Source organism: Raineyella fluvialis (genome assembly GCF_009646095.1).
GTDB lineage: Bacteria > Actinomycetota > Actinomycetes > Propionibacteriales > Propionibacteriaceae > Raineyella > Raineyella fluvialis.
In genome coordinates, this window is record NZ_CP045725.1 from 1,742,050 (window position 1) to 1,761,275 (window position 19,226).

12 protein-coding genes are annotated in these 19,226 nt (G+C 70.5%); 7 read left to right on the top strand and 5 right to left on the bottom strand.

What is annotated here, in order from left to right; all coding sequences use genetic code 11:
* Positions 1-107: 107 nt before the first annotated feature.
* The 3 genes from Rai3103_RS07930 (at position 108) to Rai3103_RS07940 (ending at position 4,403) form a co-directional block, all read left to right on the top strand.
* On the top strand, positions 108-1,292 hold the full coding sequence (locus tag Rai3103_RS07930) for an RHS repeat-associated core domain-containing protein (RefSeq protein WP_194793332.1): 1,185 nt from the start codon (positions 108-110) through the stop codon (positions 1,290-1,292).
* A gap of 411 nt (positions 1,293-1,703) precedes the next feature.
* Positions 1,704-3,305: a hypothetical protein gene (locus Rai3103_RS07935; RefSeq protein WP_153572137.1), complete on the top strand. Its 1,602-nt coding sequence runs from the start codon at positions 1,704-1,706 to the stop codon at positions 3,303-3,305.
* Between the two features lie 402 nt (positions 3,306-3,707).
* Positions 3,708-4,403, top strand: a complete 696-nt coding sequence (locus Rai3103_RS07940) for an SPFH domain-containing protein (protein WP_153572138.1) — start codon at positions 3,708-3,710, stop codon at positions 4,401-4,403.
* A 71-nt stretch (positions 4,404-4,474) separates the two neighbouring features.
* On the opposite strand, the gene Rai3103_RS07945 is transcribed toward Rai3103_RS07940, so the two are convergent.
* The 4 genes from Rai3103_RS07945 to pseB all read right to left on the bottom strand — a co-directional run bounded on the left by Rai3103_RS07945 (position 4,475) and on the right by pseB (position 9,489).
* Positions 4,475-5,290 (bottom strand): hypothetical protein, encoded by an 816-nt coding sequence (locus tag Rai3103_RS07945; RefSeq protein ID WP_153572139.1) that lies wholly within the window; start codon positions 5,288-5,290, stop codon positions 4,475-4,477.
* A 145-nt stretch (positions 5,291-5,435) separates the two neighbouring features.
* Entirely contained in the window at positions 5,436-7,103 is a 1,668-nt protein-coding gene (locus Rai3103_RS07950) for a glycosyltransferase family 39 protein (protein WP_153572140.1), read from the bottom strand.
* Positions 7,104-7,373: 270 nt separating this feature from the next.
* Positions 7,374-8,501: a UDP-4-amino-4,6-dideoxy-N-acetyl-beta-L-altrosamine transaminase gene (gene pseC / locus Rai3103_RS07955; RefSeq protein ID WP_153572141.1), complete on the bottom strand. Its 1,128-nt coding sequence runs from the start codon at positions 8,499-8,501 to the stop codon at positions 7,374-7,376.
* Between the two features lie 4 nt (positions 8,502-8,505).
* Complete coding sequence (pseB, locus tag Rai3103_RS07960) at positions 8,506-9,489, bottom strand: UDP-N-acetylglucosamine 4,6-dehydratase (inverting) (protein WP_153572142.1); 984 nt, start codon at positions 9,487-9,489, stop codon at positions 8,506-8,508.
* A gap of 1,474 nt (positions 9,490-10,963) precedes the next feature.
* Here pseB and Rai3103_RS07965 point away from each other — a divergent pair.
* The 4 genes from Rai3103_RS07965 (at position 10,964) to Rai3103_RS07980 (ending at position 18,492) form a co-directional block, all read left to right on the top strand.
* Complete coding sequence (locus tag Rai3103_RS07965) at positions 10,964-12,595, top strand: aldo/keto reductase (RefSeq protein ID WP_228489262.1); 1,632 nt, start codon at positions 10,964-10,966, stop codon at positions 12,593-12,595.
* Positions 12,596-12,599: 4 nt separating this feature from the next.
* Positions 12,600-13,904, top strand: a complete 1,305-nt coding sequence (locus Rai3103_RS07970) for a glycoside hydrolase family 76 protein (protein WP_153572143.1) — start codon at positions 12,600-12,602, stop codon at positions 13,902-13,904.
* A 257-nt stretch (positions 13,905-14,161) separates the two neighbouring features.
* Entirely contained in the window at positions 14,162-16,099 is a 1,938-nt protein-coding gene (locus Rai3103_RS07975; RefSeq protein ID WP_228489317.1) for a cytochrome c oxidase assembly protein, read from the top strand.
* Positions 16,096-18,492: a heavy metal translocating P-type ATPase gene (locus Rai3103_RS07980; RefSeq protein WP_153572145.1), complete on the top strand. Its 2,397-nt coding sequence runs from the start codon at positions 16,096-16,098 to the stop codon at positions 18,490-18,492. Before Rai3103_RS07975 ends, Rai3103_RS07980 begins: the two co-directional genes overlap by 4 nt.
* 36 nt (positions 18,493-18,528) lie before the next feature.
* Here Rai3103_RS07980 and Rai3103_RS07985 read toward each other — a convergent pair whose 3' ends face one another.
* Entirely contained in the window at positions 18,529-19,038 is a 510-nt protein-coding gene (locus Rai3103_RS07985; protein ID WP_153572146.1) for a hypothetical protein, read from the bottom strand.
* Between the last annotated feature and the right edge of the window lie 188 nt (positions 19,039-19,226).

The following is a 19,226-nucleotide window of genomic DNA, read 5'->3' on the forward strand; positions in this document are numbered from 1 at the left end:
CGTGCGGACGCGGATTTCACCTTGTACATGACTCCGGCTGGGGGGGACGGAGACGGCTGATGTCGCGCAATAGCACCCTTTCGGGTGGCCAAACACTCAGTGACCAGGTGACCCGTTACACCAGCGGTGACATCAAGAGCGGCACCGAGCTCGGGGTCGCGAAGGCGTACACGTATGACAAGGCGGGCCGGTTGACCGGCGCCACGATCGGCACCAACACGTTCGCCTACGGCTTCGGCGCCCAGGACGCCAGTTGCCCGGTCACGCCCGGGTATGACGCGGGGAAGGATGGTAACCGGACGAGCCTGAGCGTGAACGGGCAGGCGACGACGTACTGCTACAACAACGCCGACCAACTGATCACCGCCAGTGATCCGACCCTCACCGACGCGCAGTACGACGCCCACGGGAACACCACCGGTCTGGGTGATGCGAGCCACCGGACCGGGTTCGGTTACGACGCCGGAGACCGCAACACCGCCATCACGTCCGGCACTACGGAAACGGTGTTCACCCGTGACGCGCAGAACCGCATCATCGCCCGCGAACACCGACAGAACGGCGCCACGACCAGCCTCGTCAAATACGGCTTCACCGGCGCCGGCGACACCCCCGATTTCCTCACCGACGCGACGGGGGCGGTCACGCAGAAATACCTCACCCTGCCCGGTGATGTCCTGGTCACGATCGACACCGGCGCGACCGGGGCCGGTGCGACTACGTACAGTCTGCCGAACCTCCACGGTGACGTCTTCGCCACCATCAACGCCCTCGGCGCCCTGATCAGCGCGTTCATGACCGGCCCCTTCGGCGAGGTCCTGCCCACACCCATCACCCAACCCACCGGCGCGCAGGGTGTGACAGCCACGCCGCGCAACACGGCCGACGGGACGACCTACGGCTACGTCGGCCAGCACGAGAAGATGACCGACACCGACACCAGCCCGATCGCTGGGGGCATCACCCAAATGGGCGCCCGTCTCTACATCGCCGCACTGGGACGCTTCCTCTCCATCGACCCCAAAGAAGGCGGCACCGACAACAACTACGCCTACCCCAACGACCCGGTGAACGATTCTGACCTCACCGGCGAATTTGCTGCTCCCTTGGCTGCTGCACCTGCCCTCCTCGGTGCCGGACCCATCGGGTGCGGTGCTCATCGTGCTCGCGCTTGCCACAGTTGCCTACGCTGGATACTTGATCTACCAGTTCTCCTCAGCGAGGTCGAATGCGGGAACGGCAATGTCGGGAGCACAACGCTCCTCAGGAGTCGTACAGGATTCCCGGAGTAAGTCGAGAGTCGAGCCGAGAGTAGTCCCCCGTCCCCAGCGGACTTCTTACCGATCCAACAAGTCCTACATCGTCTACGAAATCAATTACGGTGGCAGGCATAACAGGCGAACGTATAAGTATGGAATTTCCTCCGCAGTTGGTCTCTCTCGCCCAAATATGCAATTGTCGAGTGTGCAAGGGTGACTGGCGGCGCTTGCAAGGTTAACACCTTGCATCGCAATGTTCGGGGCTACTATAACGCCCGAGTTTTGGAATATGGATACATTTCACGCTATCGTGCGAAGTGGGGGCACTGCCCTATCGGTCAACGATTTAGTTGCAAGTGAACGGAGTTTGCGGTGGTTAGATATTCCGACCTGGCCTTCATGATCAGTGTCTCGTACGGGTTTGTAGCAGGCGAGGCGGGAGAAGTGCCGGAATTTGAGGATGATATTCATGAGGTGGCGTTGCGGAAAGAGTTTTGTGACGCCTTGCGTGGGGTCGGTGAAAGGAATCCCAAGATATCCTTGATGTTGGACGATATCTGGAATCAGCCGATTGTGGTCCGGTGGGATCGAGATTTCAAGACCTGGCGTGCGGAGATTGGCGCCTTGGCGGCGACGCCGCAGTCGTTGACTGTGGCGGAGTGTCGGGCGTGGTTCTGGCGGCTGGTGTCCGAGGCGTTGGCGGCGTTGGGGCGGCGGGTGGAGCGGGAGATTCCTTCGTTGTGGGACATGGCTCCGGAGGCGGTGAGGGCTGTGGAGGACTTTCCCTTGCGGCATGTGCAGCTTGCGCCGGCGTGGGGTGGTGCCGCGACGGGCAAGCGGGTTGCTGCGGCGGTTGCGCGGTGGCGTCGGCTTGCGGGGCCGGTGGTGAGCCGGCTCGATGAGGCGGTGCGGGCGGATGCTGTCCAGGCGCGGGTCCGGCAGCCGGAGGCCTATATCTGGCCGATTTTGGCTGGCCGGTCGCTGCCGGAGGACCTGCGGGGCGTGTCGAGCGTGTTGCCGGTGAGGGTGTCGCCAAGGCTGGTCGAGGTGTCGGAGGCGGAGGCGTTCGCGTCGGTGTGTGCGGACCTGCAGGCGTGGTGGCGGGCGGTGTGCACGGTCCCGGCGGATCCGCTGGACGCGTCGATCCTGGTGTCAGAGTACTCGTGGGTGTCAGGGCTGCATCGGGAGACCGGGACGCGGCCGGTGAGGCTGCGGGTGCGGGAGTCCTGGGAGGGGGTGTTCGGCCGGCTGGAGGAGGAGACCGCCTCCGGGGTGCGGGGCAGTGAGGAGGAACTCCTGGTCATGCCGGCCTGGGTCTATGCCCGGGAGGAGTATGGCGACTGGGATATCCGGCGGGACGGGTCGGTGGAGATCAGTGCCCTGGACCCGTTCAGGTTCGGGGGTGGGGCACGTCGGTTGGTGGTGCCGGCATCGGACACCGACCGCGCGCGAGGGCCGGTGCGACGCGCGCCTCGCGGCGGGGTGGATCAGGGAGTTGGCGTGGCAAATGGAAAGGACGATGGGGGTGGCGAGGTGGCGTACGACATGACCGACGAGGACTTCCCCGATGGCGAGGATGCGGAGTCGGCGGCGTGGGCGCACCCGGCCTTCCGGGCGCATTTCGCTGATTCGGTCTATGAGGATCCGGAGGGCGAGTTCGCGCCGTTCGGGACCGATGAGGGTGCTGATCTGTTGGCGGAGTGGTCGGAGCGGGTCGAGGAACTCACCGACGACATGACGGTGGCGGACCTGTTGGCCGAGAGCGGCTTCGAGGGGGTGCTCGAGGATCTTGACCTGCCCGACAGTGGGGCGGCGGTGCCGGAGCCGGGTGGGCCGATCGATGCGGCGACGATCGTGGTGGGGGCAGCGTTCACACTGCTTCGCCTGAGCGGACGGATCGATACCGACGGTCGGGCCGCCGCGCTGCGCGGGCTGGCGGTGCTGGAGGCGGCCTACGGTGAGGTGCCGGAGCTGGCGCGCCAGCGGATCGACCTGGAGACCTGGCACATCCCCGGTCAGCGCGGCGATGAGGACGAAGGGCAGTGATCCTTCGGTCGATGAACACCCGCGCCGACTCGGGACCTTGCCCGTCGGCGGGTAGCAGCGCTGGTGAGCAGCCCCGGCGGATGCCGAGGAGCGGATCCAGCGTCCGTCGGGACCTGGACTGTCGGGTTCTGTAGTGTTGGGCGAGCGGACGAGGGGTTCAGGGGCGTGGGCGGGTCTTCCCGCCCAGTTCTCCGTGTTGTCCCCTCGTCGAGGGGTTGCCCTCCATTCGAAGTGGAGCCTGCCTGTTCGTGTCGTGGCTGCCTTCGGGCGCTTTGCTGGAGGCCTGCAGCCGGTCAAGGAACGGTCGACCGGCTCCGCCGCCAGGGATGGCCGGGACGCGGGCAGGCAGGTGGACAGGGACAGCCGCATCGCAGGGATGCGTGGGATCGGAGTCGGGGCAGGATGAGGGAGTTCACGGCCGGGCTGTTCACCCGGCGGGTGACCGTTGATCCGTGGGAGCGGGCGGTGACGCACCGTGACGGTGTGATCGGCGAGGAGCTCGGCCCGGGACGCTACCGGCTGCCGCGACGCACCAGGGCGATGATCCTCGACCTTCGTTCACGCCAACTGGTGGTGAACGCTCAGGAGATCCTGACGGCCGACGCCGTCAGCGTTCGGGTCAGCGCTGTCGCGGAGGTAAGCGTCTCCGACGCGAGCGTTGCGGTGACCGAGTCCCCCGACTGCGACGCGGTGCTGTACCAGGCGATCCAGATGGCGTTGCGGGAGGCGATCACCACGCGCACACTGGCCGAGGTCCTCGCCGATCGTGCCGCGATCTCGTTGACACTACTCACCCCGGCGCAGTCCGCCGCCACGCGTGTCGGACTGGACGTGTCAATGGTGGCCGTACGTGACCTGACGGTGAACCAGGATGCCCGCGCGGTGCTGGCGGAGGTGGCCCTGGAGGCGCAACGGTCCAAGGCCGTCCTGGAACGGGCGCGCTCCGAGGTCGCTGCGACACGTGCCATGGCGAACGCTGCCCGGATCCTGGCCGACAACCCGGCCCTGCTCCAGCTTCGGATGGCCCAGTCCCCCGGTGCCACCGTCGTGGTCAACACCGGGATCGCGCAGCCGGTGAACGCCGTGAAGGCCAACTGACAGGCGCATCGGGCCGCTCCGGCTGGTGAGCGGGGTTCGTCTGCGCTCGAGCAGCCGTCTTCACCGACTGTTCAGGAATGGTGGGATGCGACCGTGAGGTCCGATCCCTGGAGGGGCGTACCAGATCCTGGCGCCTCTTGCGTCGCCCCACAGTCGGGACCCAAGGGCGGGGACTGCGCCAGCTCGTTCAGTTGCTGGGCACGTTCCCTGAGTCGTCGGTCACGTTCGGCGACCTCCGGGCCGAACGTGACAAGGAGTTGTTCGTACTGAGGGTCACCACGGTCCGAGTCCCCTGGTTGGGTGCTGGTATCGGTTGTTGCGGGATCATGACCTTTGGACGGCGGGAGATCCCAGTACTGGAGCCATTTCGGGACAGTGGGTCGACCGTGTCGGTCATCTCGAGGGACCCCTTCGGCGTACGGCCAACAATTCGGCTCATAGGGCCGCCGATAGGAGATGTCGAGGGGAACTCCGGCCCACAGTGATATGTCCATCGAGTGCCGCAGGACGCGCGATTCCGGATCTCTTGCGGCCCGCGGTGAGCCGTGCAGGCTGTCGATCATGACGTCGTGGCCGTCGTCGATCTGGATGAACGCATGGAACCACCGGGAGCGGGCGCCCGCGAGTTCGGCGACCGTGACCTTCCGCACCCTCTCACGCTCGACCGTATGGAAAATGGCGTACCGCACATGGTCCTCCGCCAGAACCACCGAGGCATTCGCGATCGACACCAGGATGCAGGAGGCGCTGAAGACCGCGATGGGAAGGAAGATCAGGCCGATCCCAGCGGTCGCCGCGATACCGAACGAGAGATAGAGGGTGAACAACAGGGTCGTCCAGAACGGAACGACGAGGAGGACCCTCCTGCCCCTCCAGGTGAACTCCATCCCCGACCTTCCCGCTCGAGCACATGTTGCGGGGTCCGTAGCAGACCCCGTGGGACAGATCGTAGGAGCGGCCGGTCGCGCCGTGTGGTGATTCGGGTGTTCGGCACGTGGGTGTTCCAAGAGTGGGCGGGTCCGGCGGGAGGCCCTACGACCGCTGGAACAGCACGAGGATGCCGTCGGACGCCGTGCGGTGCAGCACCTCATGGAAGCCGGCGGCCTCGAGCGCGGCCCGATCCTCGTCCGGGATGCGGAAGCCGACGTACCAGACCCGGTCGGTGCCGGCGAGTTCGGTCGTTGCGGCGGAGACCGGGACGATCGTGTCCCACAGTTGGTCGGTCTCGCGGTACTCCCGGATCGTGTTGATCTGGCGCAATCCGGCCATGGCCGTCGGCTGCGTGTGCACCAGGCCCAGGGTCATCGGGTCGTCGACGGCCAGGCCATCGCCGGGCTGCTTGTGCTCGGCGATGTAGTGGCCGAAGTCCGCCCAGGACGCCGACTTCGCGCCCACCCAGTGGTAGCTGCGCCAGGCCCGGGAGGTCGCCCCGCCCCATGCCAGCAGGAGCACCACGGCCACGGCCAGAGCAGCTCCGCGGCGGCTCCGCAGCCGGAAGGTCGGGTCAGCCGCTGGGTGGCCAGTCGCATCGGCCGTGGCCGGGCGCGTGCCACGGGACCGGACCCGCGTGGTCCCATGGGCGACCAGCCCGGCCGCGGCACTGATCGCGGTCGCGATGAGCAGGGCGACGGCGGGGTCGGACATGGCGAGGTAGCGGGCGACGTACATCGGCGCGGTCACGTACGACCCGAGGACCAGCAGCAGCGTGGGCAGGACCAGCCAGCCCGTCACCAGCACCGCCTGGCCCAGCGCGTCGCGGTCCCAGCCGCCCCCGGAGCCGGTCCCGCCGGTCGCCATCGTTCCGTCCCCGCTCGGAGGGCGGACCCTGCCGGCCCGCCGGGTCTCCACGGCGAGCGTGGCCAGGCCACCCAGCAGGAGGACCCAGGCAAGCGCGTTCGTGATCAGTGACAGGGGCATCCAGTTGGCGGCGAAGAACTGGTAGGTGAACGGCGCTTTCAGGTCCGGCGCCTGGATCCAGGACACCTGGCTGCTCTGCGCCCGCCCGACCAGCACCAGAGGGATCGCCGCCGCACCCGCCACGACCGTGCCCCCCGCCCAGCGGAGCCGGGCCCGCCGGGTCATCGGCAGCGCCGCGACCACGAACGGCAGCACCACGAAGCACAGCACGGCGAACAGGAACACGTACGCCGTCAGCACCACCAATAGCGTGTAGCCGACCCACCAGCCCCAGGTGTCCCGGCGGGCCGCGGCGAGGAAGACCAGCAGCGTGGCGACGACCAGGGCGGTCATCAGGGCGTACGACCGGGCCTCGGTGCTGGTCCACATCACCCGCGGAATGACGGTGAACGCCAGCCCGGCCATCACTCCGGTCGGCAGGTCGCGCACTTCGCGGCCGAGGAGCACCAACAACCCGGCGGTGACGCCCACGGAGACCACGGACACGTACCTGTCAGCCGTCACGGTCGCACCGAACACCAGTTGCCAGTAGTGCATCAGTAGGTAGTAGACCGCGTGCACGGCGTCGACGTGGCGGACCACCGTGAAGATCTCGGCCGGCGGGCGCCCGGCCGTCATCAGCGTCGCGGCCTCGTCCCGCCACGGGATCGGCCTGCCGACGCGGAACGCCGAGAACAGCCCGGACACCAGGGCAACGGCCAGGGCGCTCCACACGGCGGCGCGGCGGGAGTCAAGCGGCACCGCGATGCGCGGGGAATCGCGGGATGTCATCGGCCGAGGCATGGCCCGATCCTCTCAGGTGCTGATGTACTGATGCGGGGAGCGTACGTCGCTGGACCGACCCGCAGGGTCGAGCCGCAGGGTCGAGCCGATCGTCGAGGGCGGACCGTCCCGGGTGCCTGTTGGTGGCGTTGTATAGGGCAAACCTATGACCGTTTTATGGGTAACCGTCTCCCCGTGGGCAGGACCCCGTGGGGCAGGACCCCGTGGGGCAGGACCCCGTCGGCCAGGATCAGGACAGCCAGGATCAGGACGGCCAGGATCAGGACGGGCTCAGGCCCCGAGGATCTCTCGCAGTGTCCCGATCACCCGGTCCTGCTCGGCGAACGACAGGGCCGCGAACGTCGGCAGCGAGATCTCCTCGCGGTAGAACTGCTCCGCGTTCGGGCACATCCCCTGTCGATACCCGAGGTCCTCGAAGACCGGATGCCAGTAGACGGGGATGTAGTTCACCTGGACCCCGATGCCGGCCTCGCGCAGCTTCTCGAAGACCTCCCGGCGGCGTCCTCCGAGGACGCGCACCGGGTAGAGGTGCCAGGTCGGGTCGGCCCAGGGCCGTACGGTCGGCAGGCGCAGCTCGTCGACGTCGGCGAGCGCCTCCTGGTAGCGCGCGAACAGCGCCGCCCGCCGGGCCTTGAAGTCATCCAGCTTGCCCAGTTGGCTCAGCCCCAGCGCCGCGTGGACGTCGGAGAGGCGGTAGTTCAGGCCGATCGCCGGCACCTCGTACCACCAGGCGCCCTCGTCGGGGTGCCGGTAGGTCGAGCGGTCCCGGGAGACCCCTATCGTGTGGAACTCATTGGCCCGCACCGCCAGCGCGTCGTCATCGGTGAGGACGGCGCCACCCTCGGCGGTGGTCATGTTCTTGGTCGGGAAGAACGAGTAGGTAGTGAGATCGGCGAGCGACCCGATCGGACGGCCCTTGTACGTCGACCCGATGGAGTGGGCCGCGTCCTCGACGGTGAGCGCGCCGATCCGGTGCGCGATGGCACTCAGTCGGTCCATGTCCACCGGTTGGCCGGCGTAGTCGACCCCGGCGATCACCTTCGTCCGCGACGAGACGACGGCGTCGACCGCCTCGGGGTCGAGGTTGCCGGTGTCCTCCTCGATGTCGGCGAAGACCACGGTCGCGCCGTGGTGCATCGCCCCGGAGGCGGTCGCGACGTACGTCATCGGGGTGGTGATCACCTCGTCGCCCGGCCCCACCCCGGCGGCGGCGTACGCGATGTGCAGCGCGGCGGTGCCGGAGGTGCAGCTGATCGCGTGCTTCGCCCCGCCGCGAGCGGCGATGGCGTGCTCGAAGTCACGGACCCACGGGCCCGTGGTCAGCCAGTCGGAGGTGAGGACCTCGGCGACCGCCGCGACGTCCGCCTCGTCGATCCACTGGCGCCCGTACGGCAGCATCGAGTCAGTCCTCCGGCAGCATCGCGCGGATCTCGTCCACGCTGTACCAGAGGTCGTTGGTGCCCGAGTCGAGGCGGAAGCCCTCCGGCACCGGCACCCCGTCGGCCGGCGGCTGGTAACCCCAGCTGGCCAGGTCCGGCTGCATCACGTAGCGCTCGTCGCCCAGCCGCAGCACCCGACGCCCCTCGTCGACGGAGATCATCTCCTCGTGCAGCTTCTCGCCGGGCCGCAGGCCGACATGCTCGAGCGTGGCACCGGGGACGATGGCCTCGGCCAGGTCGGTCAGCTTCATCGAGGGGATGCGCGGCACGTAGAGCTCGCCGCCGCTCATCAGTTCGAAGCTGTTGAGGACGAAGTCGACGGCCTGCGGCAGGGTGATCCAGAACCGGGTCATCCGCTCGTCGGTGATCGGCAGCGGCTTGCCCTCGGCGCCGAGCTGGCGCCACTTCGGGATGACCGAGCCGCGGGAGGCCATCACGTTGCCGTAGCGGACCACGGCGAAGCGGGTCGGGTAGGCGGCGGCGTAGTGGTTGCCGTTGATGAAGAGCTTGTCGGCGGCCAGCTTGGTGGCGCCGTAGAGGTTGATCGGCGAGGAGGCCTTGTCGGTGGAGAGGGCCACGACCTTCTTCACCCCGGCGTCGATCGACGCCTCGATGACGTTCTGCGACCCGATCACATTGGTCTTCACGAACTCGTACGGGTTGTACTCGGCGGTGTCGACCTGCTTGTAGGCCGCGGCGTGGACGACGTGGTCGACGCCGTGCATCGCCCGGTTGAGGCGCGGCAGGTCGCGGATGTCGCCGAGGAACCAACGCAGCCGCTTGTCGTCGTTGAAGAGCTGGCGGCACTCGTACTGCTTCAGCTCGTCGCGGGAGTAGACGACGATGCGCTTCGGGTCCACGTCGTTCAGCAGCTTGGTGATGAACGCCTTGCCGAACGAGCCGGTGCCACCGGTGATCAGGATGGACGAACCCGAAAGAATGCTCACGAAAGCTCCGCAGATGGTGGAGCGCCGGGCGCTCCGGGCTGATCCTGCGCGCCGTACGTAGCACGCGCGACAGCAGGTGACTGGCGTGCCTCAGGCTAACACCCGGGGCGCCGGGCGGCATGTTCCGTCGCGTCGGCGGACCCGCGGGCCCGTCCAGGCCAGCCCCGGCGGCCCTGGATCTGGGCGTTTGTCCAAGTCAGCCCCGCATTGAGCGGCGATATTGGCTGATGGTGCAGCAAAAACAAGCCGGCCCGCGCGCTTGGGGGGTGCGCACGGGCCGACTCGGTAAAGCTACAGCCACCCTCCGGTCGGTGCAACAGTGCTTGTCAGCGTGATGTTGCTCACTCGTAGGGGCGGCTCGGGGGCTGGTTAGGGTGACCCCATGACGAACGGTGCCCCAGGGTCGGCCTGCGCTGCGATGGCGACCCCCGGATGGGGGTCGGGCACGTGCTACGCCAACTCGCCCTCGCTGAGGAGTTCCTCGGCCGCGGGGTCGAAGTCACGCTCCTCGGCCGGGTGGCGGGATCCCCTCTGGTCGACCGGCTGCTGAGCAGTCACGGCCTGGCGATGACGCCCGTCGGTGAGGGGGCCGCGGAGCTGCTCGGCGAGGTCCGGCGGCGCCGCCTGGACGTGGTCGTGCTCGACGGCTACCACCTGCCCACCGATGTCGGCACCACTCTCCGGGCGGCTGGGATCCCCGTGGTGGCGGTCGTCGACGGCAGCTTCGGGCTGCACCAGGATGCCGACCTCTACGTCGACCAGAACTACGGCGCCACCCGCCCCGCCGGCGTCCCGGCCGACCGTGGATTCCTCGCCGGCATCGCGTACGCGTTGCTGCGCGACGTCGTCCGCTCGCGCCGGGGGGAGGCCGATCGGCGGGGGACCGCGACGTCGCCACGCCTGCTGGCGGTCTTCGGCGGCACCGACGCGTACGACGCGGCCCGGGTCGTCGTGCCGCTGCTGGCCGGCACCGAAGTGCCGATGGAGATCGTCGCGGTGGCCGCCCGTGCGGAGGTCGCCGCGGCGCTGGAGGCGCTTCCGCTCGCCGCCGGACAGCGGATCGAGGTGGTCCCGCCGGTGGAGGACCTGCCCGGACTGGCCGCCGGCTGCGACGGGGTGGTGAGTGCCGCGGGCACGTCGATCTGGGAGTTCTTCTGCCTCGGCCTGCCGACGGCGCTCGTCGCGGTCACCGCCAACCAGATGGTCGGCTACGACGAGGTCCTCGACGCCGGCCTGATCGCCCCCGTCGGCCTGCTCGGCGACCTGCGCGACCTCCCGACGGCCCGCGAGACGGCGTCCGTCACGCTGCGCCGGTTCGCGGCGGACCCGGCGTGGCGGGCCGAGCTCGGCGCGCGGGGGCGGCCCTCGTCGACGGTGACGGCCGGGTGCGGGTGGCCGATGCCGTCCTCGGTCTGCTCGGCTGAGGGTCACACCCCTGCCGTATCGTGGCGGGCACGCCGTCCAGGAGGTCCGTGTGCGCACCCGTGTCGTCATCCAGTCCCGCCTCAACTCCTCCCGGTTGCCGGGCAAGGCGATGATGATGATCGGCGGGATGCCCTTGATCGAGCTCGTCGCCCGCCGCGCCTCCCGCGGCGGCCACGAGGTCGTCGTGGCGACCAGCCGCGAGGAGTACGACCAGCGGATCACCGACCACCTGACCGCGCAGGGCATCCCCGTGCTCCGCGGCCCCCTCGATGACGTCCTCGCCCGCTTCCTCGCCGCGACCGCCGACCTCGACGACACCGATCGGGTGGTCCGGCTCACCGGTGACAACCCGGTCGTCGACGCCGACCTGGTCGACGAGCTCATCGCCGCCGTCGAGGCCTCCGCCTGGTCGTACGGCCGAATCGACCTGGCCCGGGTGCCCGAGGGGCTGGGGGTCGAGGTCTTCACCGCGGCGGATCTGCGCGAGGCGGCCGCGAAGGCCACCACGGCGTACGACCATGAGCATGTCACCCCGTGGATCCGCCGCCACCTCGGCGAGCTGCCGTACGCCCCCGAGGACGTCGACTTCGACATCGTCACCTACCGCTGCACGGTCGACTCGCTGGCCGACTACGTCCGCGTCGCCGGGCTCTTCGACCGGCACGACGACGCGGTGGGGGTCTCCTGGCGAGAGCTCGTCGCCGGCATCGCCCGTGAGGTGGAGATCAGCGGCCCGGCGCTGCCCCGGGTCGCGCGGGACGGGCTGACGCTGTCCCGGTTGCTGCTCGGCGCCTCACCGCTGGGCCGCGACACCGGCGCGATCGAGCGTCACCGCCCCGACGCCGCGGAGGCCCGCTCGATCCTCTCGGCCGCGGTCGCCCGCGGCGTCACCCACGTCGTCACGGGCCGCGACGACGGCGACTCCGAGGCGGCGGTGCGGGTCGCGTACGATCCGGCGCTGCGCCAACGGGTGGGCGTCATCACCACGCTCCACGCTCTGGACGGCGTGCCCGAGGACGCCCTGACGTACGCCGTCGAGGCGTCCCTCGAGCGGTCCTTCGCCGAACTCGGTCGGCGCCGGGCCGACGGGGTGCTGTTCGCCTCGCCGGACGACGCCCTCGCCGGCGACGGAGCCGCCTGGGCCCGGTTGCAGGCCTTCCGGGAGGAGGGGGTGGTGGGACGCGCCGGCGTGATGCTCTCCGATCCCGCCGACCTCGGCCGGATCGCGGACCTGCCCGGCCTCGGCCTGCTCGCCGTCCCGTTGTCGGTGGTCGATCGGCGCGCCGTCGGGTTCGCCGCCGATCTCGCCGGACTCGCCGCGGCCGGCGTCGTCCTCACCGTGCACGGCGTGTTCGGCCAGGGGGTCCTCACCACCACCGGCCCGCTGAGCGCCGAAGGGATCGGCGCGGACGTCGCAGCCGAGGCGATCGCGCTGCGCGCCGCCGTCGCCGCTGCCGCGCCGGTGCTCGGCCGGAGCGACCCGGTCGACCTCTGCCTGGCGTACGCCGCCGCCCACCCCTGGGTCACCGCCGTCACCGTCGGGGTCGAGACCGCTGATCAGCTGGTCCGCGTGATGGAGCAGGCTGATGCCCCGGCCCTCTCCGACGAGGAGGTGGCGCGGCTGGAGGAGCTGATCCCCGCTGCCGGCCCGGCCCTCTGCGACCGGCTCACCCGGGCCTGACCCCATGAACGCCGCGACGTCGGGCGCACCCGTCCCGGACTGGGCCGCCCGCGCGGCCGCCGCGGAACGCTCCGTCGCGGGCCGCCACCTGCACAGGCCCTGGCTGACGCCGTGGGCGCGGCTGGCCTGGACGGCCCACCCGCCGACGCTGTCGGTGCGGTCCTTCGTCACGTTCCACTACTGGTGGCAGGCGCAGGTGCTCGACTGCCTCCTCGACGCCCAGGTGCGTGCCCCCACGCCGGAGCGGCGCCGGATGATCGCTCGCTGGCCGGCGGTGATGGCGCTGCACAACGGTGCCGGGTGGCTCAACCAGTACTACGACGACAATGCCTGGCTGGGGCTCGCCCTGGACCGGATGCAGCGCGAGCTCGGCATCGTCGTCCCCGCCCGGTGGGGGCTCGCTGACCTGCCGGGCGTACGCCGGGTCGTCGCCGGGCGGGCCCTGGGTCGGCCTGGCGGTCGCGAGCCGGGCCGCCGGGCGCTGGCGGTGGACCGGATCGTCGCCCGGCTGGAGGACGGCTGGGCCGAGCAGCCGCTCGGCGGCGGCATCCCGTGGCGGCTCGGTGATGCCTTCCGCAACACCCCCGCCAACGGGCCGATGACCATCCTGTTGGCGCGCCGCGGCCGACTGGATCGGGCCCGCGACGCCCTGGAATGGATGCGTGCCCGTTACCCCGATCCGGCCACCGGTCTGATGGTCGACGGCATCCGCCCCGACCCGTCCGGGGCCACGCCCTGGCTCGTCGATCGCGCCTTCTACACGTACAACCAGGGGGTGGTGCTGGGGGCGGAGGTGGCCGTGCTGCGCGCCGCCCTCGACCGCGGGCTCGCCGGTGCGGCGGACATCGTCGACACCGCGTCCCGGGTGCTTCGCCTGGTGGAGGCGATCGAGCGGTGGATGGCCGACGGGCACGTCCTGGTCGGCTACCAGGGGCAGGCCGAGCGGGGCGGTGACGAGGGCCTGTTCCGCGGCATCCTGGCCCGCTACCTCACCCTGGTCGCGACCGATCTCCCGGGGCAGGGCGACCCTGCCCGAGCCGCCCGCCGACTCGCCGCGACCCTGGTGCGGACGACGGCCGACGCCTGCTGGGAGCACCGAGCCCAGGACGGGCAGCAGGTCTGGTTCGGGCCCGATGCACGGGTCCCGGCGCGCGTCCCCCGGCGATCCGACGCGGTGGTTGCCGGTGCCTCGGCGGCCGGAGTGGAGTCCGCGGCGGTGCCCGAACGCGACCTGTCCGTGCAGGTCGGGGCATGGATGCTGCTCGAGGCCGCCGCGCGCTGTCCGCGGGAGGATCCCACCCCCGCGTGATGTGACCTGGGTCGCTCCCGCCCCGCCCTGCGGCACGGGGACCCCTGGGCCGGTCGCGGAGGATCGCGGGTGTCGGTACCCCGGGGTAGCCTGTTCGGAGTTCGACCAGAAAGAGAAACCGTGTCCGAATCCCGTCCCACCCCACCCCGAACGCCCCGCGGACCCTCGACGCCGCGCCCGCGGCCGCCTCGGGTCCGGTCACGAGGGCGATCCTCGGGATCACGGTCCTGGCCGGGATCGTCGGGATCTGGCTGGTGATGCGCCACCTGGCCGGCCAGCCGCCGCTTCCGGCCCGCCCCGAGACCGATCCGTTCACCGGGTACGTGTCCGGCCTGGGCGATCTGGCCGCCCGCCTCGCGGCGCTGGCCACCCTCGGGGGAGCGATGGCGATCATCGGTTTCACCCCGGTCGCGGGCACCTATCGGCTCACCCCCGTCGGCGACCGGCTGCGCCGCTGGGTCGGTCGTGCCGCGCAGCTGTGGTTCTGGGCCGCCCTGATACAGACCGCCGCCAGCGCCGCGTACGTCAACGGGGTGCCGCTCGGGTATGCGCTGACGCCGGGGAGTTGGTGGGACTTCATCACCAGCACCACCGCGGCCCTGGCGTGGTTCGTCTCGATGCTGGTCGCCCTCTGTATCGTCATCGTGGCCTACACCTCCCGCTCGTACGCCGCGTACCTGCTGGTCTTCCTGGCCGGCACCTTGGCCACCACCTTCGTCACCGCGACCGGCAACGTGTCCGTCGGCCAGAACCACGACTGGGCCACGGATTCGGCGATCTGGCTGTCGCTGGCCTGGGCGCCGCTCGGTGCCGCCGCCGTCGCCGTGCTGCTGCGGGCCAACGACCTGACGGCACCCGATTCCCCGACCACCGCGGTGAACCGGCTGCGCCGTTATCAGAAGGCCGTGCCACTGCTGCTGCTCATCACCGTCGCCGGTCACGGCGTCGTCGCCTGGCAGCAGCTCGCCGGCCACCCGATCACCGCCAGCGCCTACGGCTTCGCGACGATCGGCCTCTTCGCCACCCTCGCCCTGCTCGCCGTCAGCTGGCTGTGGCGCTGGCTCAGTGGCGAGGCCGACCCGGCCCGCACCACGCCGGGCCGTGCCGCCCGATCGGCCCTCCGGGACGTGCTCATCGCCATCGCGTACGTCACGTTGCGGGCGGCCGAGAACCACCTGCCCCCGCCGCGGTTCCTGATCCCGCAGTCCATCCAGGTCAACTACCTCGGCTACCAGGTCGACCTCCCGTCGACCGCCGCCCGGATCGCCGCCCTCGGCCGGCCCAACCTGCTGTGGATCGGTCTCGCCGTCGCCGCTCTCGGGACGTACTTCTGGGGCGTCCACCGGGTCCGGGCCCGGGGTGGCCATTGGCCGGTCGTCCGGTCGCTCTTCTGGGCCCTGGGTTGGGTGCTGGTGCTCTATCTCGCCACCGCAGGCTTGTGGGAGTACTCCACCGTCCAATACTCGTGGCACATGCTCGTGCACATGACCGTGAACATGCTCGTCCCGGTCCTCTGCCTCCTCGGCGGCCCGGTCTCGCTGGTCCAGGCCGCCGGTCACCCGCGCCCCAAGGGCCAGCTGCTGGGGCCACGCGAGGTCTCGATCGCCCTGCACGACTACCGGCCCTTGCGCCGCGCCCTGAACCCGCTGGTGGTCTGGGTGCTCTACGCCAGCTCGCTGTTCCTCGTCTACCTGACCCCGCTCTTCCCGTGGCTGATGCGCTATCACTGGGCGCACCAGTTGATGCTGCTGTGGTTCATGGTGACCGGCTACCTGTTCTTCGACATGGTCGCCGGCGTCGACAAGTGGACGAACCTGCCCCACATGGGCCGCCTCGCCCTGGTCATCGGCGTGATGCCCTTCCATGCGCTGTTCGCCGTGTTCATCCTGCAGGCCTCGCAGTTGATCGGCGAGACGTTCTACCGGACCATCGCCGTCCCGTGGATCCCCGACCTGATGACCGACCAGGTCGTCGCCGGACAGATCACCTGGATCGTCGGTGAGGTGCCACTGCTGATCGTCATCCTTGCGCTGAGCATCCAGTGGTTCCAGGCCGACACCCGCGACGCCAAGCGGCTCGACCGGGCCCAGGACACCGGTCTCGACGACTCCTTCGACGCGTACAACGAGATGCTCGCCCAGCTCGCCCAGCGTGACCAGGAACGTCGCCTCGACGAGAGGAAGCTGCGGCGATGAGCACGGACACCACCGGGACCACCGGCACCAACGACATCGAGACCACCGCCGCCACGTCGGCGTCGTCCACGCTGCTGTCGTACGGAGGGCTGGACCAGCGCGTCGAACTGGACATCTCCGGGATGACGTGCGCCGCCTGCGCGAACCGGATCGAGCGCAAGCTCAACAAGATGGAGGGCGTCCGCGCCACCGTCAACTACGCGACCGAGCGTGCGGTCGTCACCGGGCTAGGACCCGACCGGGGGGCGGCTGACGCGATCGCCACGGTGGAGAAGGCCGGCTACGGCGCCACCGAGGTCGCCGAGGGCCAGGAGACGGCCGGCGCGGACGCCCGGGTGCGGATGCTGCGCAACCGGCTGATCGTCGCGGCCTTCCTCACCGTGCCGCTCGGCGACGTGGCCATCGTCCTCGCCCTGACCCCGCACATGCGCTTCCCCGGCTGGCAGTGGCTGCTCGTGCTGCTCTCCCTGCCGGTCGTCTTCTGGGCGGCGCTGCCCTTCCACAAGGCCGCCTGGCGCAACCTGCGCCACGGCTCGACCAGCATGGACACGCTGGTCTCCCTCGGTGTCCTCTCCGCCTTCTCCTGGTCGGTCATCTCGATCCTGCTCGGCGCGCCGGATCGCTCCGGCTACTGGCTGGGCTACGGCATCACCCCGACCGGGGCCGACTCGCTCTACCTCGAGGTCGCCTCGGCGGTGACCACGTTCCTGCTCGCCGGGCGCTACTTCGAGGCCCGATCGAAGCGGTCGGCGCGGTCCGTGCTGAGCGCGCTGGGTGACCTGGCGCCCACCACGGTGCGCGTCATCCGCGAGGGGCGCGAGGTCGTCGTCCCGCTCGCCGAACTCCGGGTGGGGGAACGGTTCCTCGTCCGCCCCGGTGAGCGGATCGCCACCGACGGCGCGGTCGTCGTCGGCAACTCGGCCGTCGACACCTCGATGATGACCGGCGAGCCGATCCCCGAGCAGGTGGGCGAGGGTGACCGCGTGCTCGGCGGCACCATCAACACCACCGGAGCCCTGATCGTCGAGGCCCGCCAGATCGGCGCCCACACGCAGATGGCCCAGATGGCGGCCACCGCCGACCAGGCACAGGCCCGCAAGGCGCGGGTGCAGACGCTGGTCGACAAGGTCGTGGCGGTCTTCGTCCCCACCGTGATCGGCATCGCCCTGGTCACCCTCGGCGCCTGGTTCCTCGCCGGTGCGGGGCCGCGGACGGCCTTCAGCGCCGCGCTGTCCGTGCTGATCATCGCCTGCCCCTGCGCCCTCGGCCTGGCCACCCCGACCGCGCTGATGGTCGGCGTCGGCCGCGGCGGCCAGCTCGGCATCCTGATCAAGGGTCCCGACGCCCTCGAGGCCAGTGGCGTCATCGACACGGTGGTGCTGGACAAGACCGGCACGCTGACCACCGGACGGATGGCGCTGGAGCGTACGGTCCTCGCCGCGGACGGCCCGGTCGCGGACGCCGCCGAGCTGCTGGCGCTGGCCGCCGCCGTGGAGCGGCATTCCGAACATCCGATCGCCCGCGCGATCACCGAGGCCGCTCACGCTGCTGAGGTCGCCGAGGGCGAGACGGCGCACGCCGCTGGGCTGGCCGGGCCGGAGGGCCGGGTCGACCTCGCCGGCGCGATCACCGAGGCCGGAGCGCTCCCCGGACAGGGGGTTCGGGCCCGGCTGGAGCGCGACGGCGTGGTCTCCGAGATCCTCATCGGCACCCCGGCTCTGATGGCCGCGGAGGGAACGGTGCTGCCCGCCGACATCGCGAAGGCCCTCGAGGCCGCCACCGCCGACGGCCGCACCGGTGTCGTCCTCGCGCTCGACGGCCGGGTCGCCGGCGCGTTCGTCGTCAGCGACCGGATCAAGGAATCCGCCGCGGGTGCGGTGGCGCGGTTGAAGGCGATGGGGCTGCGTACGGTCCTCCTCACCGGCGACCACGAGGTGGCCGCGCGCGCGGTCGGGGAGAGCGTCGGCGTCGACGAGGTCATCGCGGAGGTGCTGCCGACCGACAAGGCGGCCACCATCGAACGACTGCAGGCGGAGGGCCGCCGGGTGGCGATGGTCGGGGACGGCATCAACGATGCCGCGGCCCTGGCGACGGCGAACCTGGGCCTGGCGGTGGTCACCGGCACCGACGTGGCGATGAAGTCGGCCGACATCATCCTGGTCCGCAAGAGCCTCGACGTCGTCCCCGACTCGATCGCGCTGTCCCGGCGTACGTTGCGGACGATCCGCGGCAACCTGGTCTGGGCCTTCGCCTACAACGTCGCGGCGATCCCGCTCGCGGCCGCCGGGCTGCTCAATCCGCTGATCTCGGGCATCGCGATGTCGCTGTCATCGGTCTTCGTGGTGTCGAACTCGATGCGGTTGCGCCGCTTCGAATCGGGCGCACGTCGCTGAGCCCTTAGGCGGGGAAGACGACGACGCTGCGCCCGGTCAGCGCCGGCGCAGGACCAGGAAGCCGCCCGTGCCGAGCGCGAGCACCCCGATGACGCCGAGGACCCACCAGGTACCTCCGGTGCCAGCCAGGGCCGAGGTGTGCCCGTCGGCGGCGATCGCGTCGACGTCGGTGGCCGCGAAGCCGGGCGGAAGCGTCGGTGAGGCGGACGGAGAGGCCGGCGCAGGCGTCGGCGTGGCGCTCTCGGACGGAGAACCCGACTGGGCCGGCAGCGTGATCACCGGCAGGGGCGAGGGGGAGGTCGAGGCCGCGGGACTCGGCGACGCGCTGGTCACCGTAGCGGTCGTCGCCGGGGCGGTCTGGCTGCTCGGCGCCGCAGGGGGAGCGGGGGGAGCCGGGGGGACGTAGTTCGCGGAGTTCGGATTGTCACGCGAGGGGTTGCCGGAACCGGGGCCGGCAACCGCCGGTACCGCCGCGCCGACCGTGCCGAGCGTCACTACGCCGAGGGCTACCGCCGCCGCGCCGAGCCGCCGCAGGGCCTGTCCCATCGCTCTCCTCCGTCGTTCCAGTCAGTGCGTCACGTATCACGTCAATGAGGACCGGGTCATTGTGTCACGGTTCGGCAACGTCTCCCGCCCACGCGGTCCCCGGGCCGAGACGATGGACGGACTCAGGGCGTTCCGACCACTGTCCTGCCCGAGGTCCGCCGAGCAACCGACAGCACCGTTCCGTCCGG

Bases quoted from the DNA above. Each gene is read 5' to 3' on its own strand.
- Rai3103_RS07970 (WP_153572143.1), top strand. From the start codon at position 12,600: ATGAACGCCGCGACGTCGGGCGCACCCGTCCCGGACTGGGCCGCCCGC.
- Rai3103_RS07945 (WP_153572139.1), bottom strand. From the start codon at position 5,290: ATGGAGTTCACCTGGAGGGGCAGGAGGGTCCTCCTCGTCGTTCCGTTC.
- Rai3103_RS07985 (WP_153572146.1), bottom strand. From the start codon at position 19,038: ATGGGACAGGCCCTGCGGCGGCTCGGCGCGGCGGCGGTAGCCCTCGGC.
- pseC (WP_153572141.1), bottom strand. From the start codon at position 8,501: ATGCTGCCGTACGGGCGCCAGTGGATCGACGAGGCGGACGTCGCGGCG.
- Rai3103_RS07975 (WP_228489317.1), top strand. From the start codon at position 14,162: ATGCGCCACCTGGCCGGCCAGCCGCCGCTTCCGGCCCGCCCCGAGACC.
- Rai3103_RS07950 (WP_153572140.1), bottom strand. From the start codon at position 7,103: ATGCCTCGGCCGATGACATCCCGCGATTCCCCGCGCATCGCGGTGCCG.
- Rai3103_RS07980 (WP_153572145.1), top strand. From the start codon at position 16,096: ATGAGCACGGACACCACCGGGACCACCGGCACCAACGACATCGAGACC.
- Rai3103_RS07940 (WP_153572138.1), top strand. From the start codon at position 3,708: ATGAGGGAGTTCACGGCCGGGCTGTTCACCCGGCGGGTGACCGTTGAT.